This window comes from Actinoplanes sp. NPDC049599, assembly GCF_044465625.1.
Taxonomy (GTDB): Bacteria; Actinomycetota; Actinomycetes; order Mycobacteriales; family Micromonosporaceae; genus Actinoplanes.
The window spans coordinates 169,725-187,437 of record NZ_JBITLX010000007.1 but is presented as its reverse complement, the minus strand read 5'-3'; the positions used below and the strand labels follow the sequence as shown (position 1 = coordinate 187,437).

The window sequence follows — 17,713 nt, the reverse complement described above, 5'->3', positions numbered from 1 at the left end:
GCCCTGGGAGCCCCGATGAGGCCGATGACCGCACCGACGGACCAGGGCGCCGGGACGGCCCAGAGGGGAACGGTCCGCCGGGGTCATCGACGGCGAGGGTGAGGACGGCGAGCCCGGCGGCGGCGACGGCATTCAGCCAACGCGTGCCGAAGCCACTGCCGGCGCTCGCGGGCGGTGTGGGCCCGCCCGGTACGCGGTGGGCGTACCGGTGCGGGCCCACCTGCGCTCGGTGGGCGACGCCTACCGGGAGCGGCCGTCCGCCGGCTGAAGCAGCGCCGCGACCGGCAGGCCGCGGATCGAGGCGTCCAGCACCCGGGCGGTGTGCGCCAGGGAGATCTCGCCGCCGAGCCGGTGCACCGCCGCCGCCACCTGCATGAGGCAGCCGGGATTCGCGGTCACCAGCAGCTCCGCGCCGGTGGCCAGCACGTCCTTGGCCTTGCGGTCGCCCAGCTCGGCCGCCGGTTCCGGGTTGAGCACGTTCCACACCCCGGCCGAGCCGCAGCAGATCTCCGGGTCCGCGATCTCCCGGACCACCAGCCCGGGGATGCCGGCCAGCAGCGCGCGGGGCTGGGCCCGGACGCCCTGGGCATGCCCGAGGTGGCAGGCGTCGTGGTAGGCCACCGTCACCGGCAGCGGCTGCCGTGGCGCCACCGGGCCCAGCTCGACCAGGATCTCCGACAGGTCGCGGACCTTCGCCGCGAACGCCGTCGCCCGGTCCGCGTACCGGGGGTCGTCGCGCAGCAGGTCCGCGTACTCCTTCATCGAGGAGCCGCAGCCGGCCGCGTTGACCACCACGTGCTCGACGCCGGCCCGCTCGAAGCGGTCGATCAGCTTGCGGGCGAAGCCCTGCGCCTCCGCCTCGCGTCCGTTGTGGACGCTCAGCGCCCCGCAGCAGCCCTGCGCCGGCGGCACCACCACCTCGCAGCCCTCGGCCGCGAGCACCCGGATCGTCGCCGCGTTCACGTCCGGGAAGAACGCGCTCTGCACGCAGCCGGTCAGCACGCCGACCACCGCGCGGCGCGGGCCGCTGGCCGGCACCCGGCCGGGCGGCCGTGGCACCCTCGTCAGCCTCGGCGCCAGCGACTCCAGGGTGGCCAGCGTCGGCGCCAGCCGGGGGGCGACGAAGCGCCGCAGACCGCTGGCCTGATAGGCCCGCAGCGGCCCGCGCAGCAGCCGCAACCGCCGCGGGTACGGGAACAGCGCGAAGATCGTCTCGCGCAGCAGCCGCTGCCCGGGCGCCCGGGGGTGCCGGCGCTCGACCTGTGCCCGGGTGTCCTCGATGAGCCGGTCGTACCGCACGCCGGACGGGCACGCGGTCACGCAGGCCATGCAGCCGAGGCAGGCGTCCACGTGCCGCACCAGCGCGTCGCTCATCGGCTCGCCGTCCAGCCCCTGCTTCATCAGGTGGATCCGGCCGCGCGGCGAGTCCATCTCCTCGCCCCACAGCACGTACGTCGGGCAGGTGGTCAGGCAGAAGCCGCAGTGCACGCAGTCGTCGACCAGCTCGCGCCGGGGCGGGCGGTGCGCGTCGAAGGCCGGCTCGCCGAGGACCGGGCCGAGCACGTCACGCGGCGGGTCGATCATCAGATGCCTCCCACGAAGCGGCCCGGGGCGAACCGGTGTCCCGGGTCGAACCGGTCCTTGACCCGGCGCATCAGCGCCAGCCCGGCCACCGGCCCCCACATGTCCACCAGCTCGCGCACCGGCTGCGGCGCGGTCAGCACCACCGCGTGCCCGCCCGCGCGGACCGCGGCGGCCCGCAGCCGCTCCACCACGGCCGGCGCGGACGCCACCGGCACGTCGGCGTAGAGCACCCCGGCGCCGGCCGAGCCCCGCACGGCCGCCCCGTGCCCGAGTAGCTCCGGTACGCGTGACAGCGGCGCGGTCAGCTTCATCCCCACGGTGTCCCACGGGTAGCGGCCCCACCACTCCGGCGGCTCCTCGGTCAGCTGGCCGCCCAGCACCTTCTCCAGCCGCGCGGCCCGGTCCCGGACCCCGGCGGCTGTGCCCTCCACCAGCACGGCGAGGGTCACCGGACCCTCGGCGGGCGCGTCGAGCTCGACCGCCGACGGCGCGACCTGCTCGGCGCGGACGGCGGCCAGCAGCGCGCCGAGCTCCGCCGCCGGGGCGGTGCGCCGCACGAACGCGGCGACGGGCGGACGCGGGTGCAGCCGGAACGCACACTCGGTGATCAGCCCGAGCGTGCCGTACGAGCCGGTGAAGAGCTTGCCCAGGTCGTACCCCGCGACGTTCTTCACGACCTTGCCGCCCGCGTGGGCGATCCGGCCGTCGGGCCGGACCACCGTGATGCCGATCAGCAGGTCGCGGGCGGTGCCGTAGAGCAGCCGCCGGGGGCCGCTGGTGTTGGTCGCGACCGCGCCGCCGACGGTGGCGCCGGACAGGGGGTTGTCGAGCGCGAGCTGCTGGGCGCCCAGGTCGATGGCGTCGAGGGGGGTGCCGGCCCGGACCACCATGATCAGGTCACCGGCGGCGTGCTCGACCACCCCGGTGAGCCGGTGGGTGTCCACGATCAGGTCGAGCCGGCGCGGCGGCATGCCCCAGTCGAGCTTGCTGCCGCCGCCGCGGACGACCACCGCGAGGTTGTCGCGCGCGGCGGCCGTGAGCACCTCGGCGGCCTCCTCGGTGCTGGCGGGGGCCACGCTCTCCGCGGCTTCCGTCCACATCAGAAGAGCTCCGCCGCTGCCGGCTCGCCGGCCTTGTGGACTCGGGGGACCTCGCCGCACAGCCGCGGGGTCGGGAAGATCTTGCCGGGGTTGGCCAGCCCCGCCGGGTCGAACGCGCAGCGCAGCAGGTGCATCGTGTCGAGGTCGTCGTCGGTGAACATCCGCGGCATGTACTTCGCCTTGTCCATGCCCACGCCGTGCTCACCGGTGATCGAACCGCCGTATTCGATGCACAGGTCGATGATCGCGCCGGAGACCTCCTCGGCCCGTTCGGCCTGGCCCGGCACGCCCTCGTCGAAGAGCACCAGCGGGTGCAGGTTGCCGTCGCCGGCGTGGAAGACGTTCGCCACCCGGACGCCGTGCGACCGGGCCACCTCGCCGATCCGGTGCAGCACCTCGGGCAGCGCGGTCCGCGGGATCACGCCGTCCTGCACGATGTAGTCCGGGCTGATCCGGCCGACCGCGGCGAACGCCGACTTGCGGCCCTTCCAGAACAACGCCCGCTCGGCGGCGTCGGCCGCGATCCGCAGCTCGAACGCGCCGCCGGCCTCGCACAGCGCGGTGACCTGGTCGAACTGCGCCTCGACCTCGGCGGCCGGGCCGTCCAGCTCGACGATCAGCACCGCGCCGGCGCCGGCCGGGTAACCGCAGGCCACGGCCGCCTCGGCGGCCTCGATGGCGAGCGCGTCCATCATCTCGACCGCGGCCGGCACCACCCCGGCGGCGATGATCGCCGAGGTGGCGGCGCCGGCCTGGTCGGTGGTCGCGAAGGCGGCCAGCAGGGTACGCACGGACTCCGGCAGCCGGGTCAGCTTGACGGTGACCCGGGTCGCGATGCCCAGCGTGCCCTCCGAGCCGACGAACGCGCCGAGCAGGTCGTAGCCGGGGGTGTCCGGGGCCCGGCCGCCCAGCTCGACCAGCTCGCCGTCCGGTGTGACCACCTGGGCGCCGGTGACGTGGTGGGTGGTGAAGCCGTACTTGAGGCAGTGCGCGCCGCCGGAATTCTCCGCCACGTTGCCGCCGATCGAGCAGATCTGCTGGCTGGACGGGTCCGGGGCGTAGTAGTAGCCGTGCGGGGTGGCGGCCCTGGTCACGTGCAGGTTGATCACGCCGGGCTCGACCACCGCGCGCTCGTCGGCGGGCGCGACCTCGACGATGGCGCGCATCTTCGACGTCACGATCAGCACGCCCTCGGCGTGCGGCAGGGCGCCGCCGGAGAGCCCGGTGCCGGAGCCGCGGGCCACGAACGGCACGCCGGCCGCGACGCAGCCGCGGACCGTACGGGCACATTCGCCGGCGTCCCGGGGCAGCACCACCAGCCCGGGGATGACCTGGTAATGGGCCAGCCCGTCACACTCGTAGGTGCGCAGCTCCTGCCGGTCGCTCACGACCCGGTCGGCGCCCAGCTCAGCGCGCAGCCGGGCGGCGAGAACGGCAAGCGCGGTCATCGGCGACCCCATGGGCGACAACGTAACCTCCGCCGGGCGCGGCAGTCGAGGGCCGTCACGGTTGAAACATTTCGTTCATCTATGAATGTCGATCAAAGCGTAATGTCTCGGACGTCTGGAGAGATCCTCCAGGCCGACCCCAGGAGGCATGCGTGCGCTTACGCAGACGGTCCGCCGTCGCCGGAATCCTCGCCGTGACCACGATGGTCGCCGCCGCGCCCATCGGCGCGGATGCGGCACCCGCCCACCCGCAGCCGGCCGCGGCCACGCCGCTGACCGGCGACCACCTCGACGACGAGTACGCGTTCGTCGACAACCGCGGCGGCAGCGCCGCACCCACCGCCGGCCAGCGCTCCCTGGTCCGCGACGACAACCTGGTGACCCGCTGGAACAAGCTCGGCACCCCGGCCTCGGTCACCCCGGCCAAGGGCACGCTCGCCGCCGGGCTCAAGGGTGACCCCGAGGCCGTCGCGCGCGGCTTCCTGAAGAACAGCGTCGGGCTGTTCTCGCTGAGGACCGCCGCGGTCGACGACCTGGACACGGTCGCACAGACCCCGGTCGGCGAGGGCACCGTCGTGCTGATGCGCCAGCGGTTCGGCAAGCTGCCCGCCGCCCACGACGGCCTGGTCGCCGTCGCGGTCAAGGGCGGCGACGTCCTGCGGGTCACCTCGTCGCTGAGCCCGCAGACCACCGCCCCGGCGGCCGCCACGCTCGAGCCCGACGCCGCGCTGGCCGCCGCGCTGGCCGACGCCGGCATCGCCCGCGACCAGCTCGCCGACTCCCGGGTCCGGCAGGTCGCCGTGCCGATGCCCGGCGCCGCCCCGCGCGCCGCCTACGAGGTGGTCGTGCTCTCCAAGGACGCCGAGCACCCGCTCGGCTACACCACCTATGTGGACGCCCGCGACGGCACGGTGCTGCTGCGGGAGAACCTGGTCAACTTCGCCGAGGACGACCCGCACTGGAAGGTCTTCCCGGCGACCCCGGCCGCGGCCGGCACCGACACCCGGCAGACCTGGTGCGCGACGACCGCGACGGGCTGCGCGCGCCAGGTCCTCGACCCGGCCACCGGCAAGCCGTGGGACATCGACCCGGCCACCGGCCTGCCGACGTTCACCACCACCGGCAACTCCGCCGAGTCGGTCAGCCTGTGGGGCAACGGCTCCCCGGCCACGCCCGCGGCCGCCCGGCCCGACCGGGAGTACGTCTACCCGTTCACCAACCAGTGGAACACCAGCAAGTGCGACCCGAACACGCTGACCTCGCCGGAGAAGGCGGACGTCGACGCGGCCACCGCGAACCTGTTCGCGATGCACAACCGGATGCACGACTGGTCGTACCACCTCGGCTTCACCGAGGCCACCTGGAACCTGCAGAAGACCAACACCAGCCCGTACGGCAAGGGCGCGGACGCCGAACGGGGCAACGCCCAGCAGGGCGCGGCGACCGCGACCACCCGCAACAACGCCAACCAGGCGACCCCGCCGGACGGCATGCAGCCGACCACCAACATGTACATGTGGCAGCCGTTCGCCGGCAGCGCGTACCCGCCCTGCGTGGACGGCGACTACGACATGACGGTGATCGGGCACGAGTACACCCACGCGATCAGCAACCGGATGATCGCCGGCCCGGACAGCGGCATCAGCTCCAGCCAGGGCGGCGCCATGGGGGAGAGCTGGTCCGACCTGCTCGCCATGGAGTACCTGTACGAGAGCGGCTACACCCCGCGGGGCAGCACGCCCTACGTCACCGGCGCGTACGTGACCGGCGACCTGGCCACCGGCATCCGCAACCACGACATGAGCAACAGCCCGCTCAACTACTCCGACTACGGCTACGACCGCGGCGCGGCCGTGCACCCGGACGGCGAGATCTGGAGCGCGACGAACTTCGACGTGCGGCGCGCGCTGCTCAGCCGGTACGGCTCGGGCACCCGGGCGCTGCAGGAGAGCTGCGCGGCCGGCACCACGCCGGCGACCGAGTGCCCGGGCAACCGGCGCTGGGCGCAGCTGGTGTTCGACGCGTTCCTGCTCGCCGCGACCGGCTCGATCAGCATGCTGGACATGCGCGACAACATGATCACCGCGGACGCGCTGCGCTTCGACGGTGCCAACGCCGACCTGCTGTGGAACGCGTTCGCGCTGCGCGGCATGGGCGCCGGCGCGTCGAGCGGGCCCTCGGACACCGACCCGGTGCCGAGCTTCGCGTCGCCGTACGTGGAGAACGTCGAGGTGACGTTCAAGGCGCTCGGCGAGGCGGCGGGCAAGCCGGTCCGGCTGTACGTGGGCGACTACGACTTCGGCGCGGTCCCGGTGGCCGACACCGACCCGGCCACCGCCCTGCCGGCCACCGTCACGCTGGCGCCGGGCACGTACAAGTTCCTGGCGATCGGCGCCGGATACGGCCACAAGCGGTTCACCCAGACCATCTACCCCGGGGTGACCGCCGCGGTCGGCGTGGTCATGCCGGCCAACCTGGCCTCGGCCGCGTCCGGCGCCACGATCAGCGGTGACGGCACCAACCTGGGCCGGCTCACCGACGACGCCGAGGGCACGGCCTGGACCGCGACGGGTGGTGCGGCGGGCCGCCAGGTCACCGTCGACCTGCCCACGGACCGGGCGAAGCTGGTCTCCCGGGTGCAGCTCAGCGCCTTCCCGGGCGCCGGCGCCGCGACCGCGGCGATGTACAGCACGGTCCGCCAGTTCGAGATCCTCACCTGCAACGCGACCGCGGGTGCGGACTGCGCGACCGACGCCGGCTACCGGGTGGCCTACACCAGCCCGGCGAACGCCTTCGACACGGCGCAGTTCCGGCCCAAGGTGCCGAACCTGCTGATCAAGTCGTTCCCGGTGCGGCCGACCCTGGCGACCCACGTGAAGCTGCGGGTGCTGACCAACCAGTGCACCGGCAACCCGCTGTACGCCGGCGAACAGGAGAACGACCCGCGCAGCGCCAGCGACTGCGCGACCGCGGCACCCGCCGCCGCCAACGTGGTGGCCGCGGAGTTCGAGGTGTTCAGCAGCTGACCGGCAGCGGGGAGGCACGCGGCCGCCACCGCGTGCCTCCCCGCCCCGGCGGGCCGGGCTACGGCACCGGGCGGCGCATCGAGTATGTGACGCCGTGCAGCCGGTGCGGCTCGTTGATCACATGGATGGCGGCCCGGTCGTACGCCTGCCAGCCCGCCGCCCCCGCGCGGTTGAGGTGGCGCAGGTCGTCGAAGCGCTCGTCGGTGCCCCACCGCAGGGTGCCGCCCGGATGGTAGAACGTGGCGGTCCAGTCCATGTACTTGTCCGCGCCGAAGGTGCCGGCCGCTCGGTACTCGAGTCGCGCGTACTCCCAATTCGTCACAGCCATGATTATCTCCAGCGGCGGTCCGCGGCGCGCGCCCCCCGGCAGCGGTTCGCCGCACCGATATCTCAACCGGGCCGCCGCCGCGCCGATAAGCGTGGTCATGCAATCGGCATCGCGAGTGGGCATCCTGGGCACCGGTTCCTACCTGCCCGAGCACGAGGTCACCAACGAGGCGCTGGTGGAGCGGGTCACCGACACCACGCCGGAGTGGATCTCCCGGAAGACGCTGATCGGGGCGCGCCGGTTCGCCGCGCCCGGCGAGGCGACCTCGGACCTGGCCACCGCGGCCGCGGCCGCGGCGCTGGCCCGGGCCGGGATCAACGCCGACCGGGTCGACTACCTGATCGTCGCCACCTCGACCGGCGACTCGCCCCAGCCGCCGACCGCCTCGCTGGTGCAGCACGCCCTCGGCGCGCACCGGGCCGCGGCGTTCGACATCAACGTGGTCTGCGCCGGCTTCGTCTTCGGGCTGGCGCTGGCCGAGGGCCTGGTCGCCACCCGGCCGGACGCGGTGGTCCTGGTCGTGGCGGCCGACGTGTACTCCCGGATCCTCGACTTCACCGACCGGCGCACCGCGATCCTGTTCGGCGACGGCGCGGGCGCGGCGGTGGTCGGCGCGGTGCCGGCGCCGTACGGGCTGGTCGACGTCGAGCTGGTCACCCGGGGCGACGCGCACGAGCTGATCCACGTCAAGGCCGGTGGCAGCCGGCTGCCCGCCTCCGCCGCGACGGTGGCGGACGGCGACCACTTCTTCCGGATGAACGGCCGCGGCGTGCGCGACTTCGTCCTGGCCGGGGTGCCGCCGGTGCTGGCCGGCCTGCTCAAGCGGGCGGGTGTGGACGCCGGGGACGTCGACCACTTCGTGCCGCACCAGGCGAACGGCGTCATGGTCGGCGAGCTGGTCGAGGCGGCCGGGCTGCGGGACGCCCGTACCCATCTGGTGCTGGACCGGTACGGCAACACCGGCAGCGCCTCGGTGGCGATCGCGCTCGACGCGGCCGCGCGCGCCGGCGAGCTGCACGACGGCGAGCTGGTGCTGCTGGCCGGCTTCGGCGGCGGCATGTCGGTGGGCGCGGCCCTGCTCCGCTGGTACGGCAACTAGCGGCTCATCCTCGCCCCGAGGAAGAAGATGCCCGGCACGGTCTCGAAGCCGGCGCTGCGGTTGCCGCGCAGCGTCGACTTCGCGATCGTCAGCGTGCCGGTACGGTCGTTGCTGACGAAGAAGATCGCCCCGCCGCCCTCGTTGGCGTGGTTGTCGCGCAGCACCGTGCCCCGCACCGTCACCGCGAACGCGTCGCCGTCGGTGTAGATCGCCCCGCCGGAGCCGCCGCCCGGGGTGCCGCCGCGCGCCGGGTTGGCGCCCCGGCCGACCGCCCGGTTGCCGGTGAACACGCTGTTGAGCACGGTCCACGAGACACCGATGCTGCTCAGCGCGCCGCCGTTGGAGCAGCGCCCGCCGGTGAACGTGCTGTGCACGACGTACACCGGCAGGTTCTTCGACTGCGACAGCGCGCGGATCGCCGCGCCGCCGAGGTCGGGGCCCGTACCGTCGCAGCGGTTGGCGGTGAAGCGCGAGTTGACCACCTTCAGCCGGCCGCCGCGCACGAAGATCGCGCCGCCGCCGCCACCCTCGGCGGTCTCGCCGGTCGCGTTGCCCTCGGTGAAGGTCAGGTTCTGCACGGTCAGCCGCGGGGTGGCCTGGTCCTGGCAGTGCGAGGTGGTGAAGCGCTGCGCCCGGTCGCAGGTGTTCTGGTAGAGGATGCGGCGCTTGCCGGCGCCGCTGAGCGTCACCCGGCCGCCGCCGTCGAGCACGACCGCGGGGCCGTGGTCGTTGCGCACCTTCGCGGTGGCCTTCATGGTGATCGTGACCGGGGCCGGCCCGCAGTCGAAGGTGATCACCCCGCCGGCCGCGACGGCGGCGACCACCGCGGCGGACGTGCAGCTCGCGGGCGTGCCCCTGCCGATCACCCGGTCCGGGTCGCTGGTGTCGGCCGCCCGCGCCTCGGCCGGCACCGTGGCGGTGCCGTCGGGGTTGCCGGGGCTGGGCAGCGCCCGGGGCTTCTTCGAGGCGCTCGGCGACGGCGAGGCTGACACCGACGGCGACGGCGCCGCGGTGGCCGGCGGCGCCGATGCCGGCTGGGACGCCGGCGCGCCCGGCGGGGGCGCGGCCGATGCCGGCGCCTTCTCCTCGCCGCAACCGGCGAGGGCCAGGGCGCAGATCAGGGACAGGGCGGCGGGTATCGGGGAACGCACCGCACGAGACTAGGTGGCACGATGACCCGGGGACACCCCCGGCTGTCGATTTCTGCCCGGCCCGTTCGTCGCAGTGGTGATCGGGCCCGACCGGGCCCCGCGCGAACGAAGGTGCAACATGGCGAAGTACCTGCTGCTCATCTACGGCGTCGAGAACGAGTGGGCCGGCGAGACGCCCGCCGAGCTGGAGCGCAAGGACGCGGGCCACCGGTGGTTCGCCGCCACGGCGGGCGCCGCGGTGACCGGCGGGCACGAGCTGATGCCGCCGGAGACCGCGACCAGCCTGCGGCGGGGCGACACCGCCGGCCGGCCGCTGGTCACCGACGGGCCGTTCCTGGAGACCAAGGAGGGCATCGGCGGCTACTACGTGCTGGAGGCGGCCGACCTCGACGCGGCGATCGCGCTGGCCGCTCTGCTGCCCGAGCTGGCCGACGGGCACAGCGGCGTGGAGATCCGGCCGATCCGGGAGCACCGCTGAGCACCGAGGGCGTCCGCGCGGCCGTCGCGGACGCGCACCGTCGCGAGTGGGCCCGGGTGCTCGCCGCGACGGTGCGCGTCACCCGGGATCTGGATCTGGCCGAGGAGTGCACCCAGGACGCGTACGCCCACGCGCTGAGCGCCTGGGCGGACGGCGGGATCCCGGAGCGGCCCGGCGCCTGGCTCACCACGGTGGCCCGCAACCGGGCCGTGGACGTGCTGCGGCGCGAGTCCGCCTGGCGCCGGAAGCTGCCGCTGCTGGTGCTGGAGGAGCCGGTCGCCGGCCCGGCCGAGGACGACCTGCTGCGGCTCATCTTCACCTGCTGCCACCCGGCGCTGGCCACCGACGCGCAGGTGGCGCTGACCCTGCGGCTGCTCTGCGGGTTGTCCACCGCCGAGGTGGCGCGCGCGTTCCTGGTGCCGCAGGCCACGATGGCGGCCCGGATCACCCGGGCCAAGAAGAAGATCGCGGCGGCCCGGATTCCGTACCGGGTGCCGGGGCCGGCCGAGCTGGGCGAGCGGGTCGACGCGGTGCTGGCGGTGCTGCACCTGGTCTTCGGCACCGGCCACACCGCGCCGATCGGGGCGGCGCTGGCCCGCCGCGACCTGGTGCACGCGGCACTGGACCTGACCCGGATGCTGCACCGGCTGCTGCCCGCGCACGCCGAGGTCACCGGGCTGCTGGCGTTGCTGCTGCTCACCGACGCGCGCCGGGACACCCGGGTCGGCGCCGACGGGCGGCTGGTGCTGCTGGCCGACCAGGACCGCGGTCGCTGGGACACCGCGCAGATCGCCGAGGGCACGGCCCTGCTGGCCGAGGCGCTGCACGCCGCGGAGCCTTCCCGGTACGCGGTGCAGGCCGCCATCGCCGCGGTCCACGCGGAGGCGCCGACCTGGGCGGCGACCGACTTCGCGGAGATCGTCGGCCTGTACGACGTGCTGCTGGCGCTCTGGCCGTCACCGGTGGTGGCACTGAACCGGGCGGTGGCCCTCGGCGAACGGGACGGCCCGCAGGCCGGGCTGGACGCGCTGACGCCGCTGCTGGCCGAGCCGGCGCTGGCCACGTACGGCTACCTGAGCGCGGCGCGGGCCGACTTCCTGCGCCGGCTGGGCCGCCGGGCGGAGGCGGCCGGGGCGTACGAGGAGGCGTTGGCCCTGACGGACAACGACGTCGAACGGGCGTTCCTGGCGGGACGGCTCGCGGAGGTCCGCGGCTTCCGTCGCTGAACGGGTCATCGCCGGTCGTTCGTCCCGCGGGACGTGATCGTTGCTGGATCTGCCTCGGCGGTTACGCGGCCTGGGTCGCCTGCACGGCCATCCGGGACCAGCGCATGGCGTCCATGACCGTGCCGGTGAGGTCCTTGCCCGAGTAGGACGCGGCCACCTGGGCGAGGTCGCCGCGCTCGTACGCGTTCACCACCCGCAGCACCTGGCCCAGCGGCCCGGTGCCGCGTTCCAGCGCCGCCTCGATGTCGGCGCTCAGCGGCAGCTGATGGGCCATGGCGGCGGCGGAGATGCCCAGCATCCCGGCCACGGCGGTGATCAGGCCGGCCATGAAGGCGCCGTCGGACGCGGCGCCGAAGGCGCTCGCGACGTTCTCGCAGAGCCGGGCCCGGGTCAGCGCCTCGGCCATCTGCACCTCGGTCGCCTCGGCGACGTCGTCGACGACCATCAGCATGGCCCACTGCCGGATGTGCGCGACACCGAGCATGACGACGGCCTGCCGCACCGAGGAGATCTTGCTGGTGGACCCGACCGCCGCGGAGTTGCTGGCGCGCAGCACCCGCATGGTCAGCGCCGGGTCACCCGCGATGATGGTCAGGATCCGTTCCAGGTCGGTGTCGGCGGCGGTGAGCGCGCCGAGCAGTTCCAGCCGGCGCAGCCGCGACGGGCTCAGCGCGGTGGCGGTGAGCACCTGCGGGCGGCTCAGGATGTAGCCCTGGCGCAGCTCGAAGCCGTACCGGTTGCTCAGCGCCAGGTGCTCGCTGGTCTCCAGGCCCTCGGCGACGATCTGGATGTCCGGGAAGGCCCGGCAGGCGGCGACGATCTCGTCCAGGTGGCTGAGGTCGCCCTGCAGCAGGTCGAGCTTGACGTACGAGGCCAGCGGCAGCAGCTGCTCGTGGCCCGAGCCGTAGACGAAGTCGTCCAGCGCGATCCGGTAGCCCTGCGCGACCAGCGCGGTGATCCCGGCGACGACCTCGTCGTCCACCGTGACGGTCTCCAGCACCTCCAGCACCACCTGCTCCGGGCCGAACGGCAGCACCAGCTCACCGGTGAGGAACTCCCGGGTCATGTTGATGAAGCAGGTCCGGTCGCCGACCACCTCGTCGATGCCGAACTCGGTGAACGTGTTGACGATGACCTGGCTGGTCGCGTAGGTGTCGCGGCGGCCCGCCTCGATCGCGTCCATGCTGCCCCGGAACAGCAGCTCGTAGGCGACCAGGTCGCCGGTTCGGTCGAAGATCGGCTGCCGGCCGACGTGCACGAGCTGAGTGCCCGGCAGGGGGAGCGGCACCATGGGCTTCACGGCCTGATGATCGGCTGGCAGCACGCGGGCCTGAGGTTTTCGTCGCGTCCTCGTCGGCCGTGCTCAGCGCAGCGTGTTCTGGTCGTGCAGCAGCAGCCAGCGGTCGCCGTCGCGGACGAACACCAGCGTGAGCAGGTAGCTCAGCTGGTACGGCCGGCCCTCGCCGTCCAGGTCGTGGTAGTCGGCGGCGAAGACCGCGAGACCGGTGCCGCCGGCCGTGACCGTGCGCCGCAGGTCCAGCTCCCAGCTCCAGTCCGGGTCGCCGAACCAGTCCTGGTGGAAGCCGGCGAGCGCGTCCCGGCTGGCCAGCAGCGTGCCGTTGGGCATGATCAGCGTGGCGTCGGGATGCACGGTGGCGAGGTAACCGTCGAGGTCGCGGGCGCCGATGGTGGCGAGGTGCGCGTTCACGGCGTCGGGGAAGTCCATGGCCGCATCATGGCACCGGCGGACCGGGCAGCGGCACCGATATTGATGTGGCAGGATTCCGCGCCGTGCCCCCACCCCGGATCGTCCTGCTGGTCCTCGGCGTCGCCGCAGCCGTGCCGGTGCTGTGCGACCTCACCGGCCTCACCGGCTGGGTGCCGGAGATCGCCACCGTGATCGCCCTGCTCGCGGCGGCGGCGTACGCGGTGCTGGCGGTCCGCCGGCCGGTGGCCCGCTGGGCGCCGGCGGCCGGGGCCGTGCTGCTGGCGGCCGTGCCGGTGTCCGGGCTGGTGCTCGTCGACGCCTGGCCCGCGCTGCTGTCGGGCACCGGCCAGGTCCACCGGATCTTCCGGCAGGAGGCGGATGCCGACCACCTCGGCCTGCTGTTCCTGGTGGCCGCCGCGGTCGCGCTGACCGTGGGTGTGGCGGCGCTGCCGCGGCGCCGCCGGCCGGCGTGGCAGACCGCGTCGGCGGTTGTCGTGGCGCTGGCGCCGCTGGCCTACGTCGGGCACGACGTGGCCGGCTCCTCGCCCTTCTCCGACACCGTGCCGGCGGAGCTGTGGTGGCACCTCACGCCGGGCCTCGCGGCCACCGTGCTGACCGGCGTGGCGCTGGTGCTGGCCGTGACCCGGGCCGACCGGTGGTTGCTGCTGCCGGCCGGCGCGCTGCTGCTGCAGGTGACGGCGGCGCGCTGGACCGAGGGCGCCGCCGATTCGTGGACGCCGGCCCGGCTCTCCGCGCGCCTGGACGACTCCGTCTCCACGTTCCTCACCCCGGGCCTGCGCACGGAGGTGACGACGGCCCCGGCCCTCGCCGTCGACATCAAGCTCGGCGCCGGCCTGGCGACCGCCGCCTTCCTGCTCGGCCCGGCGCTGCTCGCACTCGGCGCCGCCCGCACCGAAAACCGACCGATGCCCGCCGACGGCCCGGCGCGGCCCGAGGACGCGTAGCCGCGTGGGTCTCACCCCTCCTGCAGCGCCGCCAGCACCTGCTCGCCGAACTTCTCCAGCTTGCTCTGGCCCACGCCGTTCACCGTGGCCAGCTCCGCGAGGCTGCCCGGGCGCTGGGTCGCGATCTGCCGCAGCGTGGCGTCGTGGAACACCACGTATGCCGGCACCCCGGCCTCCTTGGCCGCCGCGGCCCGCCAGGCCCGCAGCCGCTCGAACACCGGCGCCGCCTCGGCCGGCAGGTCCGCCGCCGGCGCCGCCTTGGCCGAGCGGGCCTTCGGCGCCCGGGCGGTGCGCTCCGGCTCGCGGCGCATCATGACCTGGCGTTCCTTGCGCAGCACGGCGCCGCTCTCGTCGGTCAGCACCAGCGTGCCGTAGTCGCCCTCGACCGCCAGCAGGCCCTGGGCCAGCAGCTGGCGGACCACCCCGCGCCACTCGCCCTCGCGCAGCTCCGCGCCGATGCCGAAGACGCTCAGCTCGTGGTGGCGGAACTGGGTGACCTTCTCGGTGGTCTTGCCCAGCAGGATGTCGATGGACTGGCCGGCGCCGAACTTCTGGCCGCGCTCGCGCTGCAGCCGCAGCACCGTGGAGAGCAGCTTCTGCGCGGCGACCGTGCCGTCCCAGGTCTCCGGCGGGCTCAGGCAGGTGTCGCAGTTGCCGCAGGCGGTCGTGCCGCTCTGGCCGAAGTAGGCCAGCAGCTGGCCGCGGCGGCACTGCACCGTCTCGCAGAGGGCGAGCATGGCGTCGAGGTGCGCGGCGAGGTTGCGCCGGTGGGCGAAGTCGCCCTCGGACGTCTCGATCATCTTGCGCTGCTGCACCACGTCCTGCAGCCCGTACGCCAGCCAGGCGGTGGACGGCAGGCCGTCGCGCCCGGCCCGGCCGGTCTCCTGGTAGTAGCCCTCGACCGACTTGGGCAGGTCGAGGTGGGCCACGAAGCGCACGTCGGGCTTGTCGATGCCCATGCCGAACGCGATGGTCGCGACCATGACCAGCCCGTCCTCGCGCAGGAAGCGGGACTGGTTGGCCGCGCGGGTGCGCGCGTCGAGCCCGGCGTGGTAGGGCAGCGCGGCGACGCCGTTCTGCACCAGGAACTCGGCCGTCTTCTCCACCGAGGCCCGGGACAGGCAGTAGACGATGCCCGCGTCCCCGGGGTGCTCGGTGCGGAGCAGGTCGAGCAGCTGCCGGCGGGGCTCGTTCTTGGCGACGATGCGGTACTGGATGTTGGGGCGGTCGAAGCTGGCGGTGAAGTGCCGGGCGCCGGTCAGGTCGAGCCGCTCGGCGATCTCGCCGTGGGTGGCGGAGGTGGCCGTGGCGGTCAGCGCGATCCGGGGCACGTCGGGCCACTGCTCGTGCAGCATCGACAGGTTGAGATAGTCGGGCCGGAAGTCGTGGCCCCACTGCGACACGCAGTGCGCCTCGTCGATGGCGAACAGGGCGATCCGGCCGCGGTCGAGCAGCCGCTGGGTGGACGGCACCCCGAGCCCCTCCGGCGCGACGTAGATCAGGTCGAGCTCGCCGGCCAGGAACGCCTGCTCCACCCGGCGGCGCTCGGCGGCGTCCTGGGTCGAGTTGAGGAAGCCGGCCCGGACGCCGAGGGTGCGCAGCGCGTCGACCTGGTCCTGCATGAGCGCGATGAGCGGGGAGATCACCACGGCCACGCCGTCGCGCACCAGGGCCGGGATCTGGTAGCACAGCGACTTGCCGCCGCCGGTGGGCATCAGCACCAGGGCGTCGCCCCCGGCGATGACGTGCTCGATGATCTCGCGCTGCTCGCCCCGGAAGGCGGCATAGCCGAAGACCCGGTTGAGCACGTCGGTGGCAGCGGTCCGGGAGATCTCGGGGGCGGAAGTCACTCCGCGATAGTAGTGACTTCCCCGGGGGCCGGCCCGGACCCTGTGGACAACGTCAGGATCGCGGTGGCGGTCTCGGCGGGATACTCGGTCTGCGGGTAGTGCCCGGCGCCGTCGACCATGACGGCCCGCCCGCCGAGCCGCTGGGCGATCAGCCGCGCCTCGTCCCGGGGCGCCGGGAAGTCCGGGTCGCGCGTACCCATGATGACCAGGGCCGGGGTCGTGACCTCGGGGAACCGGGCCTCGCAGGCCGCGACGTCGGCGCTCATCATGGCGCGCAGCGCGGCCATCCGGCCGGGCTCGGCGAGCTGCCGGGACAGCCGCGCGCGGGCGGCGGCGAAGTCGTCCGGCCTGCGGGTCTTGAAAAGGCTCGACCAGTACGCGAGCCAGAGCGGGCGGAACCGGCTGACCGCGGCGACGGCGAGCCGCAGCAGCACATTGGGTTTCGGCATCACCCGCGCGAACGGGGCGATCAGCACCATCCCGGCGAACGCGGCCGGCTCCTCCGCGGCGGCCCAGACCGCGGTGGCGCCGGTGTAGGAGCTCGTGACCAGCAGCGCCGGCCCCGCGTCGAGGTGCCGCAGCAGCTCCAGCAGGTCCGCGCCGAGCGCCGCGGGGGAGTAGTCCGGCCACGCCGCGTCGCTCTCGCCCTGCCCGCGCGGGTCGAGCGTGACCACCCGGTGCCCGGCCGCGACCAGCAGCGGGACGAGGTGCCGGTACGTCGTGCGGTTGTCACCCATTCCGGGGAGGCAGACCACCAGGGGTCCACTGCCGGCGTCGTCGTAGGCGAGGGCGCCCAGCGCCGTCTGAAGTCTCATAGCCAAAAAGCTACTGCCATTAGCCAAACGCGTCAAGCGGCGTGCGTCACCACTCGGGCGGGGTGAACTGGCTGACCGTGAACTCGGCGCCCTGCGGGTCCCGGACCAGCGCGTCCCTCGTCCAGGTGGTGTCCGGCCGGGCGACGACCGTGGCGCCGAGCCGTTCCGCGGTGGCGGCGCTCTCGTCGCGGTCGGCCACCGTGAACGTGACGTGCCAGCGCGGCGGCTCGCCGGCGCCGATCACGACCAGCCCGCCGATCGCGTCGGCGAAGCCCGGGGGCGCCGCGGCCTGCCGTTCGTGGAAGCCGGGGTCGACCGTGGCGGCGAGGTGGTCGCCGTACCCGGGCACCTGGAGCATCGTCCCCGCGCCCTGGCCGAGATCAACGGCCCGCCAGCCGAACAACGGGGTGTAGAACGCCATCGCGGCGTCGCGGTCGGGGGTGTACAGGTCGCTGAAGTTCCAGCGCCCGGCGCGTTGACGCGCTGCGCGCCCGGCCGGCGGCCGGCCTGCCAGAGCCGGAACTCCGCGCCGAACGGGTCCAGGCAGGTCGCGGCCCGGCCGTCCGGACCGGCGTCCGCCGGCGCCGAGACCACGATGCCGCCCTGGGCGGCGACGGCGGCGGCCGTGGCGTCGGCGTCGTCGACGGCGACGTAGGTGTTCCACCGGGCGGTGGCGCCGGCCGGGGCCGGGGCGATGGCGGCGACGTCCTGGCCGTCCAGGGTGGCGACGAGCGGGGTGCCGGTCGTCCGCCAGCCGAACAAGCCGGCGTAGAACGCGCGGGCGGCCTCGACGTCCGGCTGCTCGGTGTCGATCCAGGACGTGACGCCGTGCGGATAGGTGCGCGGCAGAGTCATGCGCCTCACCATAACTCTCCGCGACGCTCCTTAAGGGACGGTCTCGGGGGCATCCCTGTTCCGGCGGCGGCGGCCCGCGG

15 protein-coding genes and 1 pseudogene are annotated in these 17,713 nt (G+C 74.3%); 5 read left to right on the top strand and 11 right to left on the bottom strand.

The features are described from left to right. Positions 1-240: 240 nt before the first annotated feature. From ACIBQZ_RS15760 to ACIBQZ_RS15750, 3 genes are read right to left on the bottom strand one after another with little or no spacing between them, the layout of a single operon-like run. Positions 241-1,584, bottom strand: a complete 1,344-nt coding sequence (locus ACIBQZ_RS15760) for a (Fe-S)-binding protein (protein ID WP_396089312.1) — start codon at positions 1,582-1,584, stop codon at positions 241-243. Beyond that, positions 1,584-2,684, bottom strand: coding sequence for an FAD-binding oxidoreductase (locus tag ACIBQZ_RS15755; RefSeq protein WP_396089311.1), 1,101 nt, complete (start codon positions 2,682-2,684; stop codon positions 1,584-1,586). Before ACIBQZ_RS15755 ends, ACIBQZ_RS15760 begins: the two co-directional genes overlap by 1 nt. Beyond that, on the bottom strand, positions 2,684-4,132 hold the full coding sequence (locus ACIBQZ_RS15750; protein WP_396089310.1) for an FAD-linked oxidase C-terminal domain-containing protein: 1,449 nt from the start codon (positions 4,130-4,132) through the stop codon (positions 2,684-2,686). The genes ACIBQZ_RS15755 and ACIBQZ_RS15750 overlap by 1 nt, the downstream gene beginning before the upstream one ends. A gap of 152 nt (positions 4,133-4,284) precedes the next feature. Between ACIBQZ_RS15750 and ACIBQZ_RS15745 the strand changes: the two genes are divergently transcribed. Continuing rightward, positions 4,285-7,158, top strand: a complete 2,874-nt coding sequence (locus ACIBQZ_RS15745; protein WP_396089309.1) for a M36 family metallopeptidase — start codon at positions 4,285-4,287, stop codon at positions 7,156-7,158. Positions 7,159-7,216: 58 nt separating this feature from the next. Here the strand turns inward: ACIBQZ_RS15745 and ACIBQZ_RS15740 are convergent, their stop codons facing one another. Then, positions 7,217-7,486: a hypothetical protein gene (locus ACIBQZ_RS15740; protein ID WP_396089308.1), complete on the bottom strand. Its 270-nt coding sequence runs from the start codon at positions 7,484-7,486 to the stop codon at positions 7,217-7,219. Positions 7,487-7,583: 97 nt separating this feature from the next. Between ACIBQZ_RS15740 and ACIBQZ_RS15735 the strand changes: the two genes are divergently transcribed. Beyond that, positions 7,584-8,585 (top strand): 3-oxoacyl-ACP synthase III family protein, encoded by a 1,002-nt coding sequence (locus tag ACIBQZ_RS15735; RefSeq protein WP_396089307.1) that lies wholly within the window; start codon positions 7,584-7,586, stop codon positions 8,583-8,585. On the opposite strand, the gene ACIBQZ_RS15730 is transcribed toward ACIBQZ_RS15735, so the two are convergent. Further along, complete coding sequence (locus ACIBQZ_RS15730; protein WP_396089306.1) at positions 8,582-9,736, bottom strand: hypothetical protein; 1,155 nt, start codon at positions 9,734-9,736, stop codon at positions 8,582-8,584. The genes ACIBQZ_RS15735 and ACIBQZ_RS15730 overlap by 4 nt on opposite strands. A gap of 118 nt (positions 9,737-9,854) precedes the next feature. Here ACIBQZ_RS15730 and ACIBQZ_RS15725 point away from each other — a divergent pair, with 118 nt between their 5' ends. Together ACIBQZ_RS15725 and ACIBQZ_RS15720 are read left to right on the top strand one after the other, a co-directional pair. Continuing rightward, positions 9,855-10,214, top strand: coding sequence for a YciI family protein (locus ACIBQZ_RS15725; protein ID WP_396089305.1), 360 nt, complete (start codon positions 9,855-9,857; stop codon positions 10,212-10,214). A gap of 56 nt (positions 10,215-10,270) precedes the next feature. After that, positions 10,271-11,440 (top strand): RNA polymerase sigma factor, encoded by a 1,170-nt coding sequence (locus ACIBQZ_RS15720; RefSeq protein ID WP_396089304.1) that lies wholly within the window; start codon positions 10,271-10,273, stop codon positions 11,438-11,440. A 61-nt stretch (positions 11,441-11,501) separates the two neighbouring features. Here the strand turns inward: ACIBQZ_RS15720 and ACIBQZ_RS15715 are convergent, their stop codons facing one another. Both ACIBQZ_RS15715 and ACIBQZ_RS15710 read right to left on the bottom strand, forming a co-directional pair. After that, a complete protein-coding gene (locus ACIBQZ_RS15715; protein ID WP_396089498.1) occupies positions 11,502-12,731 on the bottom strand; it encodes an EAL and HDOD domain-containing protein in 1,230 nt (409 codons plus the stop codon). A gap of 72 nt (positions 12,732-12,803) precedes the next feature. Next, positions 12,804-13,166 carry a YybH family protein gene (locus ACIBQZ_RS15710; RefSeq protein WP_396089303.1) on the bottom strand — a complete coding sequence of 121 codons (363 nt, stop codon included), beginning with the start codon at positions 13,164-13,166 and terminating at the stop codon, positions 12,804-12,806. Positions 13,167-13,231: 65 nt separating this feature from the next. Here ACIBQZ_RS15710 and ACIBQZ_RS15705 point away from each other — a divergent pair, with 65 nt between their 5' ends. Beyond that, positions 13,232-14,113 (top strand): hypothetical protein, encoded by an 882-nt coding sequence (locus ACIBQZ_RS15705; protein WP_396089302.1) that lies wholly within the window; start codon positions 13,232-13,234, stop codon positions 14,111-14,113. Positions 14,114-14,124: 11 nt separating this feature from the next. Here ACIBQZ_RS15705 and recQ read toward each other — a convergent pair whose 3' ends face one another. The 4 genes and pseudogenes from recQ to ACIBQZ_RS15685 form a co-directional block, all read right to left on the bottom strand. Next, the gene (gene recQ, locus ACIBQZ_RS15700) at positions 14,125-15,963 is read right to left on the bottom strand and encodes a DNA helicase RecQ (RefSeq protein ID WP_396089301.1); all 1,839 of its coding nucleotides are present in this window, start codon (positions 15,961-15,963) and stop codon (positions 14,125-14,127) included. Further along, entirely contained in the window at positions 15,960-16,778 is an 819-nt protein-coding gene (locus tag ACIBQZ_RS15695; protein ID WP_396089300.1) for an alpha/beta fold hydrolase, read from the bottom strand. Before ACIBQZ_RS15695 ends, recQ begins: the two co-directional genes overlap by 4 nt. Before the next feature lie 46 nt (positions 16,779-16,824). Then, complete coding sequence (locus tag ACIBQZ_RS15690; protein WP_396089496.1) at positions 16,825-17,226, bottom strand: VOC family protein; 402 nt, start codon at positions 17,224-17,226, stop codon at positions 16,825-16,827. Between the two features lie 77 nt (positions 17,227-17,303). Then, positions 17,304-17,633, bottom strand: a pseudogene (locus ACIBQZ_RS15685) (VOC family protein); the annotation flags it as partial. Positions 17,634-17,713 lie beyond the last annotated feature (80 nt).